The 17,547-nt window shown below is 70.4% G+C and carries 15 protein-coding genes; 13 read left to right on the forward strand and 2 right to left on the reverse strand.

What is annotated here, in order from left to right; all coding sequences use genetic code 11:
• The 8 genes from IG74_RS0112005 to IG74_RS0112040 form a co-directional block, all read left to right on the forward strand.
• On the forward strand, positions 1-502 hold a 502-nt coding region (locus IG74_RS0112005; RefSeq protein WP_030674209.1), incomplete at its 5' end, for an amidohydrolase family protein.
• Between the two features lie 204 nt (positions 503-706).
• Positions 707-1,720, forward strand: coding sequence for an agmatine deiminase family protein (locus IG74_RS0112010; RefSeq protein ID WP_030674210.1), 1,014 nt, complete (start codon positions 707-709; stop codon positions 1,718-1,720).
• Between the two features lie 129 nt (positions 1,721-1,849).
• On the forward strand, positions 1,850-3,448 hold the full coding sequence (locus IG74_RS0112015; protein WP_063761236.1) for an ABC transporter substrate-binding protein: 1,599 nt from the start codon (positions 1,850-1,852) through the stop codon (positions 3,446-3,448).
• Complete coding sequence (locus IG74_RS0112020) at positions 3,445-4,404, forward strand: ABC transporter permease (protein ID WP_078868728.1); 960 nt, start codon at positions 3,445-3,447, stop codon at positions 4,402-4,404. Before IG74_RS0112015 ends, IG74_RS0112020 begins: the two co-directional genes overlap by 4 nt.
• Positions 4,401-5,255, forward strand: a complete 855-nt coding sequence (locus IG74_RS0112025; RefSeq protein ID WP_030674216.1) for an ABC transporter permease — start codon at positions 4,401-4,403, stop codon at positions 5,253-5,255. Before IG74_RS0112020 ends, IG74_RS0112025 begins: the two co-directional genes overlap by 4 nt.
• Entirely contained in the window at positions 5,252-6,256 is a 1,005-nt protein-coding gene (locus IG74_RS0112030; RefSeq protein WP_030674218.1) for an ABC transporter ATP-binding protein, read from the forward strand. Before IG74_RS0112025 ends, IG74_RS0112030 begins: the two co-directional genes overlap by 4 nt.
• Complete coding sequence (locus IG74_RS0112035; RefSeq protein ID WP_030674221.1) at positions 6,249-7,046, forward strand: ABC transporter ATP-binding protein; 798 nt, start codon at positions 6,249-6,251, stop codon at positions 7,044-7,046. The genes IG74_RS0112030 and IG74_RS0112035 overlap by 8 nt, the downstream gene beginning before the upstream one ends.
• Before the next feature lie 127 nt (positions 7,047-7,173).
• Complete coding sequence (locus IG74_RS0112040) at positions 7,174-8,319, forward strand: agmatine deiminase family protein (RefSeq protein ID WP_030674223.1); 1,146 nt, start codon at positions 7,174-7,176, stop codon at positions 8,317-8,319.
• Positions 8,320-8,340: 21 nt separating this feature from the next.
• Here IG74_RS0112040 and IG74_RS0112045 read toward each other — a convergent pair whose 3' ends face one another.
• Together IG74_RS0112045 and IG74_RS0112050 are read right to left on the reverse strand one after the other, a co-directional pair.
• Positions 8,341-9,213, reverse strand: a complete 873-nt coding sequence (locus IG74_RS0112045; RefSeq protein ID WP_051854832.1) for a DUF4436 family protein — start codon at positions 9,211-9,213, stop codon at positions 8,341-8,343.
• Between the two features lie 34 nt (positions 9,214-9,247).
• The gene (locus IG74_RS0112050; RefSeq protein ID WP_030674230.1) at positions 9,248-10,405 is read right to left on the reverse strand and encodes an agmatine deiminase family protein; all 1,158 of its coding nucleotides are present in this window, start codon (positions 10,403-10,405) and stop codon (positions 9,248-9,250) included.
• A 371-nt stretch (positions 10,406-10,776) separates the two neighbouring features.
• Between IG74_RS0112050 and IG74_RS52040 the strand changes: the two genes are divergently transcribed.
• The 5 genes from IG74_RS52040 to IG74_RS0112075 all read left to right on the forward strand — a co-directional run bounded on the left by IG74_RS52040 (position 10,777) and on the right by IG74_RS0112075 (position 17,337).
• Positions 10,777-12,369, forward strand: coding sequence for a serine/threonine-protein kinase (locus IG74_RS52040; RefSeq protein ID WP_158857577.1), 1,593 nt, complete (start codon positions 10,777-10,779; stop codon positions 12,367-12,369).
• Positions 12,370-13,197: 828 nt separating this feature from the next.
• Complete coding sequence (locus IG74_RS0112060) at positions 13,198-14,751, forward strand: phytoene desaturase family protein (RefSeq protein ID WP_158857579.1); 1,554 nt, start codon at positions 13,198-13,200, stop codon at positions 14,749-14,751.
• Positions 14,744-15,703, forward strand: coding sequence for a LysR family transcriptional regulator (locus IG74_RS47880; RefSeq protein ID WP_078868729.1), 960 nt, complete (start codon positions 14,744-14,746; stop codon positions 15,701-15,703). Before IG74_RS0112060 ends, IG74_RS47880 begins: the two co-directional genes overlap by 8 nt.
• A gap of 76 nt (positions 15,704-15,779) precedes the next feature.
• Positions 15,780-16,364 (forward strand): nitroreductase family protein, encoded by a 585-nt coding sequence (locus IG74_RS0112070; protein WP_051854808.1) that lies wholly within the window; start codon positions 15,780-15,782, stop codon positions 16,362-16,364.
• A gap of 166 nt (positions 16,365-16,530) precedes the next feature.
• Positions 16,531-17,337 (forward strand): hypothetical protein, encoded by an 807-nt coding sequence (locus IG74_RS0112075; protein WP_030674237.1) that lies wholly within the window; start codon positions 16,531-16,533, stop codon positions 17,335-17,337.
• Positions 17,338-17,547: the final 210 nt, after the last annotated feature.

Here is a 17,547-nt window from a genome sequence, read left to right on the forward strand (position 1 = left end):
CGCCAAGCTCACCCTCAACCCCGCCATCGCGCACGGCCTCGCGCACGAGGTCGGCTCGATCGAGACCGGCAAGCTCGCCGACATCGTGCTGTGGCGGCCTGAGTTCTTCGGCGCCAAACCGCAGCTGGTCATCAAGAACGGCTTCCCCGCCTACGGGGTCACAGGCGATCCGAACGCCGCCACCGACACCTGCGAGCCGTTGGTCCTGGGCCCGCTGTTCGGCGCCCACGGAGCCGCGCCCGCCGAGCTCTCCGTAGCTTTCGTCAGCCGTGCCGCCGTCGAAGCCGGGTCGTTCGGCTCGCCACTCGGCACCCTGCGTACCCGGCGCAGGCGCGTGGCCGTCCGGGGGACCCGCGGTATCGGTCCGGCCGACATGCTCCACAACGCCCGCCTCGGGCAGGTGGACGTCGATCCGCGCAGCGGCCTCGTGACGCTCGACGGCGAGCCGATGCGCTCCGAGCCGGCCCACGAGGTCTCGCTGAACCGTCTGTACTTCCTCTGACGCCGCCCCGCTGCCCCTGACACTGCCTCATTGCCCCTGACGCCGCCCCGCTGGCTCGATTTGTGAAAGACCTGCCCTGTCTCTTGACTGAATTTTCAGTCGGGAGCAGGATGCTGCTCACACCGTGTACCCGTCCCGCGCCTCAGCCCGGCTGAGGCAGCCTCCACCGACCGGTACTTCTGGCGAAACGAAGAGAGATCCGTGATGACTGCATTCCGTATGCCCGCCGAATGGTCCGAGCACGAGGGGTGCCTGATGGCCTGGCCCGTCCGTGAGGACCTGTGGGGCGGTGTGCTGGACGACGCCAAGGAGGAGTACGCGAACGTCGCCCGCGCGATCGCCGGGTTCGAGCCGGTGACCATGGTCGCGCCGCCCGGCCACGGCGAGGAGGCCCGGACGCGGTGCGGCGACGAGGTCACCGTCGTGGAACTGGCGCAGGACGACTCGTGGTTCCGTGACTCCGCCCCGCTCTTCGTGCTCGACGGCGACGGCAACCGCGCCGGGGTGGACTTCCGCTTCAACGCCTGGGGCCGCAAACACCACCCGTACGACTCCGACGACCGCGTGAGCGCCCTGCTGCTGGAGCACCTCGGCGTCGAGCGCATCGCCTCCGACATGATCCTCGAAGGTGGGGCGATCACCGTCGACGGCGAGGGCACGCTGATCACCACGGAACAGTGCCTGCTCCACCCCAACCGGAACCCGGGGCTGAACCGGGACGAGATCGAAAGCGAGCTGAAGTCCCAGCTCGGCGTCGACAAGGTCGTCTGGCTTCCGTACGGCGGTCTGCTGGACACGGAGACCGACGGCCACGTCGACGGCGTCTGCGCCTTCGCCGCTCCCGGCCGGGTCGTCGTCTCCCTGCCCGACGACCCCGACCACCCCGACTACGCCCGGATGCGCGCCAACCGCGCGGTCCTCGCGGCCACCACGGACGCCCACGGCCGGGCGTTCGAGATCATCGACATCCCGCAGACCGCCTTCGTCGACATGCCCGAGGGCGAGGTCGAGGTGTCCTACCTGAACTACTACGTGGCCAACGGCGGCGTCGTCGTCCCGCTGGCCGGGGTGCCTCAGGACGACGAGGCCCTCACGGTCATCGCCGCGGCGTACCCCGGCCGCAAGGTCGTCGGCGTGCGGGCCCCCGCGATCGCGTTCGGCGGTGGCGGAGTCCACTGCATCACGCAGCAGATCCCGGCGGCGCCCGCCACTGCCTGAATCGAGTACGGATTGCTCCCGGCAGGCCCCAGCGGCCCGCCGGCCCCGCCCCGGAATGAGAGCGCGACGATGACCACATCCCAGCTCCCCCGCAGGGGACGCCCTCCCGGCAGGCGCGGTCGGACGGCCATGACGACGGCTGCCCTGACCTGCCTCACCGCCCTCGCGGCCTGCTCCGGCCCGCCCAAGGACTCCGGCACCGGCACCGAGTTCAAGCTCTCAGCCACCACGCCCAGAGCCCGTGGCGAGGTCGACTCGTTCACCTGGGCCGTCTACGCGGAACCGGCGACCCTCGACTACACGGCGGCGTTCGACTACCCGCAGAACACGATCCTTTCCAACGTGTGCGAGAGCCTGATGCGCTGGACACCGGGGCTCACCATGGAGCCGGGTCTGGCGAAGAAGGCGTCGAACCCGAACCCCAAGACCTGGGTCTACGACCTGCGCCCGGGGGTGCGGTTCCACGACGGCAAGGAGATGACGGCCGACGACGTGGTCTACAGCCTCGGCCGCCAGCAGGACCCGAAGAACGCCGCGGCCTGGGCCCAGGTCTTCCAGAACGTCGCCGCCGTACGGAAGACCGGACCCCTGCAGGTCACCGTCAGACTGAAGAAGCCCGACTCCCAGTTTCCGCAGTACATGGCGACCGCCGCCGGTGTGGTGGCTTCCAGGTCCGGTGTCGGAGCGGCAGGCGAGGACTACGGCACCACCGGTGGCCTGGCCTGCACCGGGCCGTTCGAGCTCGGTGCCTGGAACAAGGGTCAGTCGATCCAGCTCGACCGCTTCGACGGCTACTGGGGGAGGAAGGCCAAGTCCAAGAAGGCCGTGTTCCGGATCCTGACCGACCCGTCCGCACGTACCAACGCCATGCTCAGCGGGGAGGCCGACGGCGGCTATCTGATCCCCACCGAGAGCTACGGCCGGCTGCGCGGGAGCGGCGTGGGCTCACTGCGCTTCGGCGAGGGCCTGACCACGGTCAACGTCAACGTCACCAACATGCGGGGTCCGCTCGGCGACGTCCGGGTACGCCGTGCGCTGTCCCTGGCCATGGACCGCTCCGGGTTCGTCAAGGCCGGTCTCGGCGGCGCGGGCACCAGCACCAGCTCCATCACCCCTCGGGCCGTCTGGGCCGGAGCCTCGGAACCGACCCGGAAGACTGCCCTTGGCGCGCTGCCGCCCGCGAAGCGGGACATCGCGAAGGCCAAGGCGCTGATCGAGGAGGCCGGTGCCACCGGCAAGACCCTCACCGTGGCCACCAGTCCCATCGGTCAGGACGTCTCCCTCCTGGCCACCGTGGTTCAGGCGGCCGGTACCCAGATCGGCCTGAACGTCCGCCTCAAGACCATCGCTCCGAACGCCTTCACCGCTCTGTTCACCGACCCCGAGGCACGTGAGGGCATCGACCTGTTCCCGTACACCTCGTACCACAACATCAGTGACCCGCTGGACCTGCTGGCGAACTTCAGGACGGGCGCCTACCTGAACTTCGCCGGATACAGCGACCGGGGCTACGACCGGCTCGTCGACCGGGCCACCGCCGTCTACCAGCGGGAACAGCGGATGGAGATCGAGGCGAAGCTGCAGAAGCAGGCTTCCGAGAACGTGCTGTGGATACCGGTCGCCGAGTGGCCCACCTCGGTCTTCCTCAACAACAGGATCACCGGCGCCCCCACGACCATCTCTTACATGTACTACCCGTGGGCCGCCGATGTGGGGGCCGCGAAGTGAACTTCATGAGATTCGCCGTACGGCGGCTGGTGGAGATGGCGGCCACTCTGCTCGGCGCGTCGTTCGCGGTGTTCGCCGCCGTGTACCTGGCGCCGGGCAACCCGGCCAGCTTCCTGCTCTCGGGACGTTCGGCCTCGCCGGAGTCCCTCGCCGCGGTCAAGGCCCAGTACCACCTGGACGACCCGTTCCTCGTCCGGTACGCGCGCTGGCTCGGTGACATCGTGCAGGGAGACTTCGGGCGCTCCATCACCTACCGCACCGACGTCTCACGGTTGTTGGCCGACCGCCTCCCCACCACGCTGCTGCTCGTCGGGATGGCACTGGTCGTGGTCGCGGTGGTCGGCCTGGCGCTGGGATGGATCGCCGCCGTGCGCGGCGGTGGCACCGATGCCACCATCCTGGTCGGCACCACGCTCGCCGTCGGGACTCCGTCCTTCGTCGCCGCCGTACTGCTCCAGGGCCTGTTCGCCGTGGAGCTGGGGTGGTTCCCCAGCAGCGGCGCAGGCGACGGCTTCGGCGACAGACTCTGGCACCTGACGCTTCCCGCGATCGCCCTCGCGCTCTATCTGATCGGCATGCTCGCCCGGGTGACCCGCTCCACCATGCTCGAAGCCCTCGACAGCGAGCACGTCACCGTCGCCCGCAGCCGCGGCGTCCCCGAACGACACGTCATCCGCCGCCACGTCTTCCGCAACTCCCTGGGGACGGTCCTCACCACCGGCGGGCTGATCGTCTCCACCCTCCTGATCTGCACGATCCTCGTGGAGACCGCCTTCAGCATCGGCGGCGTCGGCCAGCTCCTGGAACTCTCCACCACGACCAAGGACTTCCCGACCGTCCAGGCCGTCTCCCTGATCATCGTCGCTCTCTTCATGACCGTGAACCTGATCGTCGACCTGCTGCTGCCCCTGGTCGACCCGCGGATCGCGCTCGGAACGAGGAGTACCTCGGTATGACCGCCGTCCTGACCCGCCGCCCCGGACTGTCCAGGATCCGCACCGCCCGGTCTCCGCTGCATCTGATCTGTGTCGTCTTCGTCGCCCTGGTCACCACTGCCGCGCTCCTCGCGTCGTGGGTGGCGCCCTACGACCCCAACGCGATCGACCTCGGCAACGCGATGGCCGGTCCTTCCGCGGAGCACTGGCTCGGAGCCGACACCGCCGGGCGCGACACCCTCTCCCGGCTCCTTCTCGGCGCCCGCACCTCGCTGTTGGGGCCGCTCGGGGTCGTGGTCTTCGCCACGGTCGCCGGAGTCGCGGTCGGGATGGCGGCGGGCTGGAGAGGGGGCTGGCTCGACTCGGTCCTGTCACGCGGCACCGAGCTGGTCTTCGCGTTCCCCGGGATGCTCCTGGCGATCCTGATCATCTCGGTCTACGGAGAAGGGCTGCTCGCCCCCGTCGTCGCCCTCTCCATCGCCTACCTGCCGTACGTCAGCAGGCTCACCCGCTCCCTCGTCCTGGCCGAACGCGAACGCCCCTACGTCAGCGCCTACCAGGTCCAAGGCCATTCGGGGCTCCAGATCTGCCTGCGCCACATCCTGCCCAACATCGCCCCCGTCGTCCTCGCCCAGTCCACCATCAACTTCGGATACGCCCTCATGGACCTCGCCGGCCTGTCCTTCCTCGGCCTCGGGATCCCCGCGCTCACCCCGGACTGGGGCCGCATGGTCTTCGACGGCCAGACCGCCGTCCAGCACGGCTACCCGCTGTCGGCGATCCTGCCCTGCGTGTTCATCGTGCTGACCGTCGTCGCCTTCAACGTGGTGGGAGAGCGCTGGGCCGACCGCGTCGCCAGGAGGACCCCATGAGTTCGGTGGACCCCATCACATCCACGCGCACACTCGACATCCAAGGACTGCGGATCACCCTGCCCGGCACCGCCCGGCCGGTCCTCGACGGCGTCGACCTCCATGTCGCCGCAGGCGAGACCGTCGCCCTCGTGGGGGAGTCCGGGTCCGGCAAGACCCTCACCTCGCGCAGCGCCCTGAACCTGCTGCCGCCCGGCGCCACCGTCGAGGGCGCCGTCCGCGTGGGAGGCCAGGACGTGCTCACCATGGACGCCGACCAGTTGCGCGCCCTGCGCACCAGCACGGTGGCCATGATCTTCCAGGACCCCCGCGCCGCCCTCAACCCACTGCGTCGCATCGGTGACTTCCTCGTCGAGAGCGTGACCCTGAGCGGGAGCACGAGCCGCTCGGACGCCACCGCTAGGGCTGTCGAACTCCTCAAGGCCGTCGGCCTGGGTGCCTCCGCGCTGCACAAGTACCCCGGTCAGGTCTCCGGGGGAATGCTGCAGCGCGTCATGATCGCGGCCGCCCTCATGGGAGACCCGGCCCTCCTGCTCGCCGACGAACCGACCACCGCGCTCGACGTCACCACCCAGGCCGAGGTCATCGCCCTGCTGGCCGAACTCCGCGAACGCTTCGGCACCGGTCTGCTCTTCGTCACGCACGACCTTGGCCTCGCCGCCGCCATCAGCGACCGCGTCTACGTCATGTACGCCGGGCGGATCGTGGAGAGCGGCCCCGGGCAAGCCCTCTTCGCGCAGCCGCGACACCCCTACACCACGGCGTTGCTCGCCTCCACTCCACGTCTGGAAGCCCCGGTGGGGAGGCTTGCCGCCATCGAGGGCCAGCCCCCCGACCTGCGGCAGGAGTTGAACGGCTGTCCGTTCGCCGCCCGCTGCCCCCTGGCCACGGAGGTGTGCGACGTGCAGGCCCCCGAGCCGCTGCAAGCACCGGCCCTGCCGAGCCACCAGGCCGCCTGCCATCACACCGGCCGTCTCGAAGGAAGGCCCGTCGATGCCTGAGCACGTACTGGAAGCCACCGGTCTCCACCGCGCCTTCGGTGACGTCCACGCCGTCGAAGACGTCTCCTTCGCCCTCCCCGAAGGCGGCTCTCTGGGCATCGTCGGTGAATCCGGGTCCGGCAAGACCACCACCGCCCGGATCGTCGTCGGCCTGGAACAGGCCGACGCGGGAGACGTGCTCGTACGCGGCCGGGTCCGCGGCGCGCCAGGCCGCGGCCGGGCCCGGCGCCTGGCCAGGGCCCGCGAGGTCCAGATGGTCTTCCAGGACCCGTACCTCTCCCTCGACCCCCGGACCGGCGTCGCGGACGTACTGCGCGAGACCCTGCGCCTGCACTTCCCCGGCACCGACCACGACCGGCGCGTCCGCGAACTCCTGGACCAGGTCGGCCTGGGCACCCGCGCGGCCGAGGCACGCCCGCGGCAGCTCTCCGGCGGCCAGCGGCAGCGGGTCGCCATCGCCCGGGCCCTCGCCGTGGAACCAGCCGTCCTCGTCCTCGACGAGGCGGTCGCCGCGCTCGACGTCTCCGTCCAGGCGCAGATCCTCAACCTGCTCGCCGACATCCGTCAGGACACCGGGATCGGCTACCTGTTCATCACCCACGACCTCGGCGTGGTCCGGTGCGTCACCGACGAGGTCCTCGTCATGCGCCGGGGCCGCGTCGTCGAGGCGGGGCCCACGGCCGAGGTGCTCGGCGCACCGCAGCACCCCTACACACGGCTCCTGCTGGAGTCCGTGCCCCGGCCCGGCTGGGACCCCGAGGCGATCGCCGCCGCCCGCCGGTCACTCTGACGGACCCGGGGCGACTCCACGGCCCCGCGGTGGTGTGGATGCGCATGCCCTGCGGTGAGCGGGCGTCTCCGTGCCCCCGGCCGCCAACGAACCCACTGCGAAACCCAGTTGACACAGGAGGTCCACCATGAACGATCACACCACAGGCCGCCACGCACGCCGGGGCCTGAACCGGCGAGGTTTCCTCGCGGCGGCCGGGCTGACCGCCGTCGGCACCGCCGTCGCGACGACCGTCCAGGCCTCGGCCGGGTCCGCCGGGGCCGCGAGCGCCTTCAGGGCCCCGGCCGAGGAGGTCCGGCACACCCGTACGTGGATGGCCTGGCCGGACCGCACCGCGATCTGGGGTCGGGACCTGAGCGGAGTCCAGGCCGACATCGCCCTGATCGCCCGCACGATCGCGAAGTACGAACCGGTCGTCATGTGCGCCAACTCCGCCGGCGCCGCCAAGGCCCGCTCGATGTGCGGCTCCACGGTCACCGTCATCAGCTCCATCCTCGTCGACGACTGCTGGATGCGTGACACAGGACCCGTGTTCCGTACCGACGGCTCCGGCGGCCTGGACGCCGTGGGCCTCAACTTCAACGGCTGGGGCGACAAGCAGGCGCACGCCAGGGACGCCCTCGTCGCCGAGCGGATCGCCGCCTACGCGGGCGTGAAGTTCACCTCCGCCGATCTGGTCGGCGAGGGCGGCGCCATCGAACAGGACGGCGCCGGGACCCTGATGGCCACCCGCAGCAGTCTGCTGAACAGCAACCGCAACCCCGGGATGTCGCAGAGCGCGCTGGAGACGGCGATGTGCGACGCGTACGGCGCCACCAAGGTCATCTGGTTCGACGGCGTCAAGGGCCAGGACATCACCGACGACCACGTCGACGCCACGTCCCGCTTCCTGCGCCCCGGCGAGGCGCTCGTCCAGATGCCCCTCGCTTCGGACAACGACGCGTTCGCGAAGGACGCGCGCCAGCAGTACCAGATCCTGTCCACGTCCAAGACGGCCACCGGCACGGCGATGACGGTGGCGAAGCTCCAGGGCCCCGACTACGACAAGATCCGCTCCACCAACCGGAACTTCCTCGCCTCCTACGCCAACTACTACCTGTGCAACGGCGCCGTCATCTGCGCCCACTTCGGCGACACGGCGGCGGACCGGGCCGCGAAGGCGACCCTGGCCCGCCTCCACCCGGATCGCGTCGTCGAACAGCTCAACATCGACAGCCTCGGCACCGGAGGCGGCGGAATCCACTGCGTCACCCAGCAGCAGCCCGCCGCCTGACCGCGGCAGTCCCCGGGGCTGTCATGGTGATTCCGGGGGCGCTCCGGACGGGTGGGTCTCCGCCCGCATCCCCATGACGGCCACGGTGATGATGCAGAACGCGATGAGCGTCTCCGCCCAGAGGAAGGCCACGTAGTCGAGGAGCGAGCCGATCGGCGGTGCGCCCGGTGCGGTGTTGCGAAAGGCCGCGAGGGCGAAGAGCGTGGCAGCCATCCAGCCGAGGGCGGGCCAGGTCAGCCCCTTGCGGCGGCTGAGCAGGAACCACGCGCCGATGAGTACGGCGAGGGCGAGCGCCCACATGGCGGCCATCATGAACACGGCAAAGATGAGGACGCTGGTGGAGCGCGCGAGGTCGACGTCGAACACCGCGATGCCGTCCGTCTCGAACGCGTCGACCGTGGCCGCGAACAGCGCGTCGCTGTTGGAGAGCGTCATGCGGACGGGCACCGCCTCGCCGCCCTGCACGGCACCGAACTCGAGCGTCGCGTAGTAGGCGTCGAGCGGGTAGTCCGTGATCGACCCCGCCGTCAGGGTGACGGGGACGTCCACGCTCGCGATCCGGCTGTGGGCGGGGAAGGTGAGATCGCCGCGGACCGAGGGCGAGGTCTGCAGCGTGAGGGTCTCGGCGGGGGAGATGCCGCCCGCCTCCGCCAGGCTTCCGCGCGGGGTGACCAGGACGCGCAGGACCAGCTCACGGGCCGCCGCGTCGACCCGCTGGACCGATGCCGCGATGTCCACCCGGTCGGGAACCGAAGCGCCCGCGCGGTAGCGGGTGTCCAGGTCCTGCCGCTCACCGACCTGGAGCCAGACGCCGATGGCTGCGGCGGCCGCGACGGCGAGCAGCACCAGCCCCGCGGTCAGGAGCCGGCCGCGGGACAGGGGGAGTCGGCGCATCGTGACCACAGCCGTTCCGTGGGGTGGGTCGGGGTCAGTCGAGCGGCTTGCCGGGCTCGTCGTGCGTGGAGCAGTGGATGCCACCGCCACCGGAGGCGATGGTGTCGATCTGGACCTGCACGATGTCGCGCTTGGGGAAGTGCTCCTGCAGGATGCTGCGGGCGCGCTTGTCCGCCTTGCGGTCTCCGAACCTGGGCATGAAGACGGAGTCGTTGGCGACGTAGAAGTTGGCGTACGTCGACACGAAGTCGTCGCCCTCGCCGGTGATCTCGTACAGGTCGGGCTGCGGCAGGTCGATGACCTCGAAGGGGCGGCCCTTGGCGTCCGTGGCCTTACTGAGCACCGACTTGGCCTGGTCGGCCGCGCGTGACCAGGAGTCGGCCGGGGTGTCGGGGTGGGCCCGGTCCAGGAGCACCACGCCCGGCTCGGTGAAGCGCACGAGGCTGTCCACGTGGGCGTCGGTGATGTCCTGCCCGCGCACCCCCGCGAGCCAGATGACCTTCTTGATGCCCAGGGTCTGCTTGAGCTCGGCCTCGATCTGGTCGCGGCTCTTTCCCCGGTTGCGGTTGTCGTTGACGATCGAGCTCTCGGTGATGAGCAAGGTGCCCTCGCCGTCGGTCTCGAAGGAGCCGCCCTCGGCGACCAGGGGCGCCTTCCTGCGGGGGATGTCGTACTTCGCCAGCAGGGCGCGGCCCACCTGGCCGTCGTTGGTGTGTTCCTGCTTGTTGCCCCAGCCGTTGAAGTTGAAGTCGACGCCGATGACGTCTCCGTCCTGTTCCACGAAGACCGGGACGGTGTCGCGGGCCCACAGGTCGTCGACGGCCAGCGGGATGACCTCGACGTCGCGCCCGCACGCCTTCTGGGCGGCCTTCTGCTGGTCGGGCCGGGCCATCATCACGACGTACTCGTACTCCGCGATGGCGCGGGCGATGCGGGCGATGTCCTCGCGCACGTAGGGGAGGTCCTCCGCCCACACCGACTCCAGAGCGGGCCACGACATGAAGGTGCGCGCGTGGCTCTCCCACTCGGCGCCCATGCGCAGTCCCTCGGCCGCCGTGTCCTTGCGACCGGCGGTGGTCGCGGCTCCCGCCGCTTCGTCGCCGGGGCCGCAGGCCGAGGCGCCGAGGAGGACGGCGCCGATGCCGGTGAGTGTGCGCAGAGCTGTGCGACGGGTCGGGAGGCTGAAGGACACGGTGAGCTCCGTTGATCGTGGTGGGGTCAAGTTATCCGTCCGCAGGTCGTGCTGCGCGGCGAGCACCGCGCGCGGGTGATACGGCGCGCGGTCGTCTGGCGCGACGGGTGGGGCGCGGATGGAACGGACCGTTTCCTCGACTCTGACACAGACTGAAAATTCAGTCAAAGAGTGAGAGGGGGTGTGCCGCATGAGGTGGTCGGAAGGGCGCGGGTGCGCGCGACCTGCGACAGCTGACCACATTGACTGAAACTTCAGTTGGCGGCACGATCGTACTCCGAGGCGGCCCGCGGCCGCCGTACGACCGCGGGGTACCGGTACGGCAATCGGCCGTCCGGCGCCGTGACCCCTCTCGCCGAAAGAGTCGCAGCATGTCCACACAGCCTCCCGGGGTGCAGTCCGCCCACACTCCGTTGTCGGCCGGTGACCCCCGTGAGATCGGTGGCTACCGCCTTCACGCCAGGCTCGGAGCCGGCGGCATGGGGGTCGTGTACCTGGCGCACACACCGGGCGGACGGCCCATCGCCCTCAAGGTGGTGCGGGACGAATTCGCCGCCGACCCGGAGTTCCGCAGGCGCTTCGCGGCCGAAGTCGCCAGCGCCCGGAGCATCCACGGCCTGTTCACCGCGCAGGTGGTGGACTCGGGTGTGGACGCCCCCACACCGTGGCTGGCCACCGCCTACGTTCCCGGACTCTCGCTGCAGCAGGTGGTCGAGCGTCACGGCCCGCTGCCGGTGCGCACTGTGCTGCTGCTCGTGGCGGGCGTCGCGGAGGCGCTGCAGGCCATTCACGGCGCGGGAGTCGTGCACCGAGACCTCAAGCCCGCCAACGTACTGATCGCCGGGGACGGCCCTCGCGTCATCGACTTCGGCATCGCCCGCGCGGCCGACGCCACCGGTCTGACCGGTACCGGACTGCGCATCGGCACCGCCGCCTACATGGCGCCGGAGCAGGCGACCGGGCAGCTGGTGACCCCGGCGACCGACGTCTTCGCCCTCGGCGCGCTCACCGCGTACGTGGCCGGCGGACTGCTTCCTTTCGGAAGCGGGCCCGAGTCCGCCGCGCTGTACCGGGTGGTCCACGAGGAGCCCGACCTGTCCGGGGTGCCCCCGGAACTGCTGCACCTGCTGAGGTGCTGCCTGGCCAAACACCCAGGGAGTCGGCCCGCCCCGAGCGAGCTGATCGACGCCGTGCGCGCCCATCCCGCCCTGGGCGGACAGCTGGAATTCACCGACGGCTGGCTTCCCCGTGGCATCAGCCGCGAGCTCGCGGCCCATGAGGAGCTGCCGCAACAGGTCCACGCCCAGCCGACGCTCGCCGCACCCACCCCCACGGCCCGCGCAGACGCTCAACCTGGCCCCGACAGCGGCGACCGGACCGATCCCCCTGCGCGTCGCACTTCCCGGGGTCGACGGCGGCGGGCCGTGACCGTGCTGGCGGCCGCGTTGCTCCTGGCTGTCGGAGGCATGACGTACTACACCTTGGCCCACCGCAAGGGCGCGGAAGGGGACTCCTCCGATGCCTCCGGCCGACCGCGCGTCCCCGTCCCCTCGTCCCGGCCGCCCACGCCTTCGTCCCCGCCCGAGCCCATGTACGTACCGGACTACTCCGATGCCGAACTCACCGCCCCCGACCCCGACTACGAACTGGATCTCACGGCGGGGAAGGTCGTCCCGGCCGAAACCGCCACCTGGTATCTAGAGGTGGCCGACGGCGAGTTCGTCCTCCCGGAAGACAGTGATGCCTTCGTCGCCGCCGGGTACGTGCTGAGCCCCGCTGACTGCGTACGGGGCATCGAGACGGAGCCGGTGACCGCGCTCCCGTTCGACGACCTGGCTGACGAGCGTCCCTTCTGCGTCCGGAGCCCGGACGAGAAGAGCATCGCCATCGTGCGGCTGGTCGAGGCCGTTCCGGACGAGGGACCCGTCACTGTGGTCATCAGCCGTCACCACAAGCGGGGTTGACTCGGGCTCGCTCGGCGACCGGTACATGTCTGCTCCGGGGGAGCGGGAAGCGGCCCGTGGTTGACACCATCGGGAATTCGCTGCGATACGGGAATGGGGCCGGCGCGATGGTGGAACAGTGCGGTCCAAGCGGAGTTTCGATCTCGCACTTGCGTCATGAGTTCACAGTCGGACGACTGGATTTCCTTCTTCCGTGAGTGAAGTCCCCCGTTGGCCGTTGCCCTATTGGGTTTTGCTATCAGGAGACTGGCTGTAAGTGTGCGGCGAGGCGGTCGTCCGCGTGGTGTGTCGTAACTGTTCAGAGGCGTACAGGACCGATCGTGTCGTGGGGTGACACGACGGGTGGTGGCTGGATGCTTTCGCTGCTGTTGCGTGTGGTGCAGGCCTCAACATGTCCAAAAACAGCCGCTGGTCCAAGAGTCCAGGACCGGACGCGCCCTGCTGGGCAAATCGCTGGACGGACCGCGTACCAGCACTGAATGTGCTGTTCCGGCGGGGAACTCCGGGCCATCTGTCGCATTCGGCATTGTTGCGTCGACCATCGCCCTAAGGCAGCCTTGGACCCATGACGTCTTGGTGATCACGCATGGGGGCGTGGTGTGCCGGGTGGGCCACGGGGCGCTCGGCCTGTCCCCGCGTGGGATATTTCTGAGACATATCGCCTATCTCTTTGACGCGTGGCTCGTTTCCAGGGCACGTCGTCTATTTCTCAGGGCAACGGGGGCGTAGTCAATGACGGTCAGTGAGTTCTGCGACTGTGTCATTGTCGGGGACGGAATAGACGCTCTGGTGTGTGCCGCCTATCTCTCCCGTGGTGGCTGCAAGACGGTGCTGGTGACACAGCGCGTCGAGGAGGACCGGGCCGCGGCGGCAGCGGATTCCGGTGGGCCCGCGCCCTTCGGCGCCGGTTCCTTGTTCCGCTACGGTCCGGCGATCCGGGAGCTGAATCTGCGGGGGCACGGCTTTGCCTACCGGGCGCGGCCCGCGGTGCGCGTCTCCCTGCACCCGGACGGTGACCACGTCGTCGTCACCGGGAACGCGGACGAGGTACGCCGCGAGCTGCACCGGTTCTCGCCCGCGGACGCCGACGCCTACACCCGGTACTTCCGGGCCATGCGCAGGCTGGGGTGGCTCGTGCGCCGCTCCCCGCAGGGCGCCAGCGAGGCCGGGGTCGCCGACAGGGCCGCGGAACTGCGCGCGGTGCTGAGGCAGGCCGCCCGGCTGCCCGACCGCGAGTTGATCACTGCGGCCGCGGTCCTGTGCACGGGCGCGCGGTCGCTCCTCGACTCGTGGTTCGCCTCCGACCGCCTCAAGGCGTTCCTGGCGGGAGAGGCGCTCTCCGGTGCCGGGGTCGGCCCCTCCACCCAAGGGTCGGCCGGTCTGCTCCTCGACCACGCGCTGCATGCGCCCGTCGGCGAGGCGGCGCCCTGGCTGAGGGCCGTGGACGGCTGGGCCGGGGCCCACAAGGCGGTGGAGGCGGCGGCGCTGGCGTGCGGCGTGACCGTCCACCGCACCGCGCAGGCCCAGCAGATCACGCGCGGCAAGGGCGGGCGGTGCACGGTGGCGCTCTCGGACGGGGGGACCATCGAGGCCGCGGCAGTGGTCCACACACTCGATCCGCGGTCGCTGCTGCACCTCCTCGACGACGGCGTGCTGCCGGACGGCTACCGCAGCGTCCTGATGGACGGCGACTTCGCCATGCCGTTCGCGGAAGCCCGCTTCCGTCTCCGGCGCCTGCCGCGGCTCAGGAGCCGCGCCGGAGCGGTCTCCGCGCGGTCCACCGACGCGCAGTTCAGCGTCGGGCCGACCCTGGACTACCTGGACTCCGCGCACAGTCAGGCCTGCCGCGGCTCGCTGCCGCTGCACCCCTACATCGAGTGCCGCATCACAGCCGCCGACGTCACAGCGGGACCGGCGGGCGGTGGGGGAGCGGCGGGAGAGGAAGGCGCGGTGCTCCACGCCCGCGTCCAGTGCGCCACCCGCGGGCAGGGCGCGGCGTCGTGGCGGACGGTCGGGCCCTGTGTGACGCAACGCGCGCTGGCGGCGCTCGAACCGCACTGGGAGGGGCTGTCCTCGCTGGTGGAGGAGAGCTGGGCCCTCTCGCCCGAAGCCCTGGAGCGCGAAGCGCTGTTGCGTGGTGAGGCGGTGGGCCGCGGTGGGACGCTCCCGTCCGTCGACCCGCTGCTGCGCGCGCCGGCGCTCTTCGGCGGGCACAGGACACCGCTGCAGAACCTCTACGTGTACGGGGCGTCAGGAACCGGCACGGCGACACCCTTCGGCGCGACCGGCAGAACGGTGGCTCGCCTGGTGCTCGACGACCTCGAAGCGCGCGGCGGGGCGGGCGCGGGCGTACACCCGGCGGGTGGGGGACGGCATGCCTGAACGAACGCGCATCAATGTGTCGAGCAGCCGGTTGCGCTACTTCGTCGCCGTCGCCGAGGAACTGCACTTCGGGCGTGCGGCGGCCCGCGAGTACGTCGCTCAGCCGACCCTCAGCCAGCAGATCAAGTGCCTGGAGAAGGAGGTGGGCGCCGAGCTGCTGCACCGCACGCGCCGTTCGGTGCGGCTCACCGAGGCCGGACACCGCTTTCTGGCCGGGTCCCGCGCGGTGCTCGCGTCCCTGGACCGCACCGTCCGTGCCGTACGGCAGCCCAGCGCGTCGAGCGCGCAGGACCTGCGGCTCGGGTACACCTTCGCCGACGAGGTCGCCCTCGTGTTCGAGATCCGGCACGCCGAGACGGCGGGCACGGGCCCGAGCATCAGTCCGATCCGCTTCACCTACGAACAGCACCTGGCCTGTCTGGCCCTGGGCGAGGCCGACGCCGTGCTCACCTACTGCCCGGCCGCTGTCGAGCAGGACGCCGCGGTCAGCCGGGAGCTGATAGCGAGGGAGCGTCTGCTCGTCGCGCTCCCGCTGTCGCACCCGCTGGCGGGCCAGGACCGGGTCAGCCCGGTGCAGCTGGCCGACGACCCCTTCGTCGTGATGGGGAGCGCCACCGACAGGCCGTGGGGCCGGCCGTGGCGCGCCCCCGCGCACGGGGGACGCCAGCCCGAGGGCGCACGCGCGGACCACGTCGCCGTGGACGCCTGGAACGCGCTTCTCGCCGTGGGCAGGGGCCGGGGAATCACCGTGCTGCCGGCAGCTGCCGCGCGGGGCACGCGCACGATCGCCAACGCGCTCGACGTGTGCTTCGCGGAACTCATCCACGCGCAGCATGCGACGGCTTATCTGTGCTGGCACACCGGGGCTGTTCCAGAACGCTCGATTTCCGCACTCCATGCGATGCTGCGCGGACTTTACGGGGCGGCCCCGGTGTCCGCGGCAGCTGATTGAATCTCTCTATTGGACGCCGTATCAACCGGCTGCCAGAGTAAAAGAGTTCCCGAACCGTCTTCAACGCAGGGTGGTTATGGAAGCTCTCACATGCCTGACGACACGGCGCAGTATTCTTGACGTAACGGGCCCCGGCCCGTCGGAAGACGAGCTGCGCGCGATCCTCCGGGCGGCGACGACCGCCCCCGACCACGGCAGACTGGAGCCCTGGCGACTTCTGGTGATCCGCGGAGAAGCGCGCCGGGCCCTCGGGGACGTCTTCGCGCAGAGTTCCCTCCTGGAGGATCCGGAACTCGAATCCGAGAAGGTGGAGCGGCTTCGGGAAAAGCCGATGCGGGCACCACTCATCATCGGATCGGTATGGTCCCGCAAAGAACACCCGAAGATCCCGGAATGGGAGCAGCTCGCCTCGGCGGTATGCGCCACCTACGGGATTTCGCTGGCGGCCCACGCCCTGGGCTACGGAGCCGTCTGGCGCACGGGCCCGCTGTGCGACCACGGGTTCGCCCGCAAAGCACTGGACATCGCGGAACACGAGCGGATCATCGGCTGGATCTACATAGGGCGGCCGAAGGGCGGCCGGTCAGGACGTGAGAGGTCGACGGCCGGTCGCGTCAGCGAATGGGGAAACGGAGATTCCCCCAGAGCGTGCACGGCCTGATTTCTGAACGTACGGCCACGCGAAGCATCCGCACACCGTCATGTGACGCGAATGCGCATGGTCATGTGACGCGAATGCGCACGGCCACGCGAAGCGAATGCACACAGTCATACAGAGCAGTACGGCAACGCGGCGAGGCGCCGAACACATGGGAGGAACAAGGACGATGAACATCGACACGCTCGTGGAGCGCGTACACAACCACCGCTGCTTCACTCATCCGGTCTTCGAGCACTGGGCGTCCGCCAATCCGTCTGCCGACGTCATCGGCGCGCTCTTCCACCAGATCCAGAACTTCTGCGCCGTGACCCGCCCCGGCGGCGCGTTCCCGGACGCACTCGCGAGCCTGGAGTTCTCGCAGGAGAGCAAGCTGCTCACGGAGATCGTGGAGAGCGAGGAGGACCACGGCCCCGAACTGGCCACGATGGCGGGCTACATCCTCAACAAGGCCGCCGGGCGCCCGGTGCTCCCCGACCTCGAGAGCCAGAAGGCGGTCGAGGCAGGCCTCAAGGAGTTCTCCGACCGGATCCTCGGCGCCCTGCCCGGCTACGACCCGGAGACGGGGCTGCTGATGCAGACCCGCAGGGCGATGGCGGTCTTCGACGGGCGGCAGGCCTCCGACCGGGACTCCACGCTGCGCAACCTCGGCACCGCGCTGGCCCTGGAGATGATCTCCAACCGGCAGCTGATCCCCGGTGAGAAGCACTGCTTGGTGGACAGCGGTCTGTACGGGGCGACGCTGGACGACGCCGAGATGCACTACCTGCTCGAACACTGGGGTGAGATCGGCGCCGAGCAGATGCACGAGCAGAACGCGATCGCCGCGGTCGGCTCCGTGCTCAACGAGTCCACCGAATCCCTCATCGTCGAGGGGCTCGACGCCTTCCTCGACAACCTCGCCGGCCTGTGGGACGTGCTCGACGCGGCCCTGCTCGCGGCGGGACACCGGGTGACGGAGCCGGCCGCGGCCTGAACGGCCCGGCTCGGCCGGGGCCGTCGGCGCCCCCTCCCGCCGACGCCGTCCGGACGTCCCGGGCAGGCCGTCGTACGCGATCGAGGCCCGTGGCGGACCGCGCCACCGGGCTCTGGACTGCCCCGGCCGAAGGGGCCGCTCCGCGGGTAAGCGGACGCTTCGGCCGGGTGCGGGTACGGCCCCGGACGCGGAACTGCGTCCGGGGCCTGC

Source organism: Streptomyces sp. NRRL B-1347, from assembly GCF_000720325.1.
Lineage (GTDB): Bacteria > Actinomycetota > Actinomycetes > Streptomycetales > Streptomycetaceae > Streptomyces.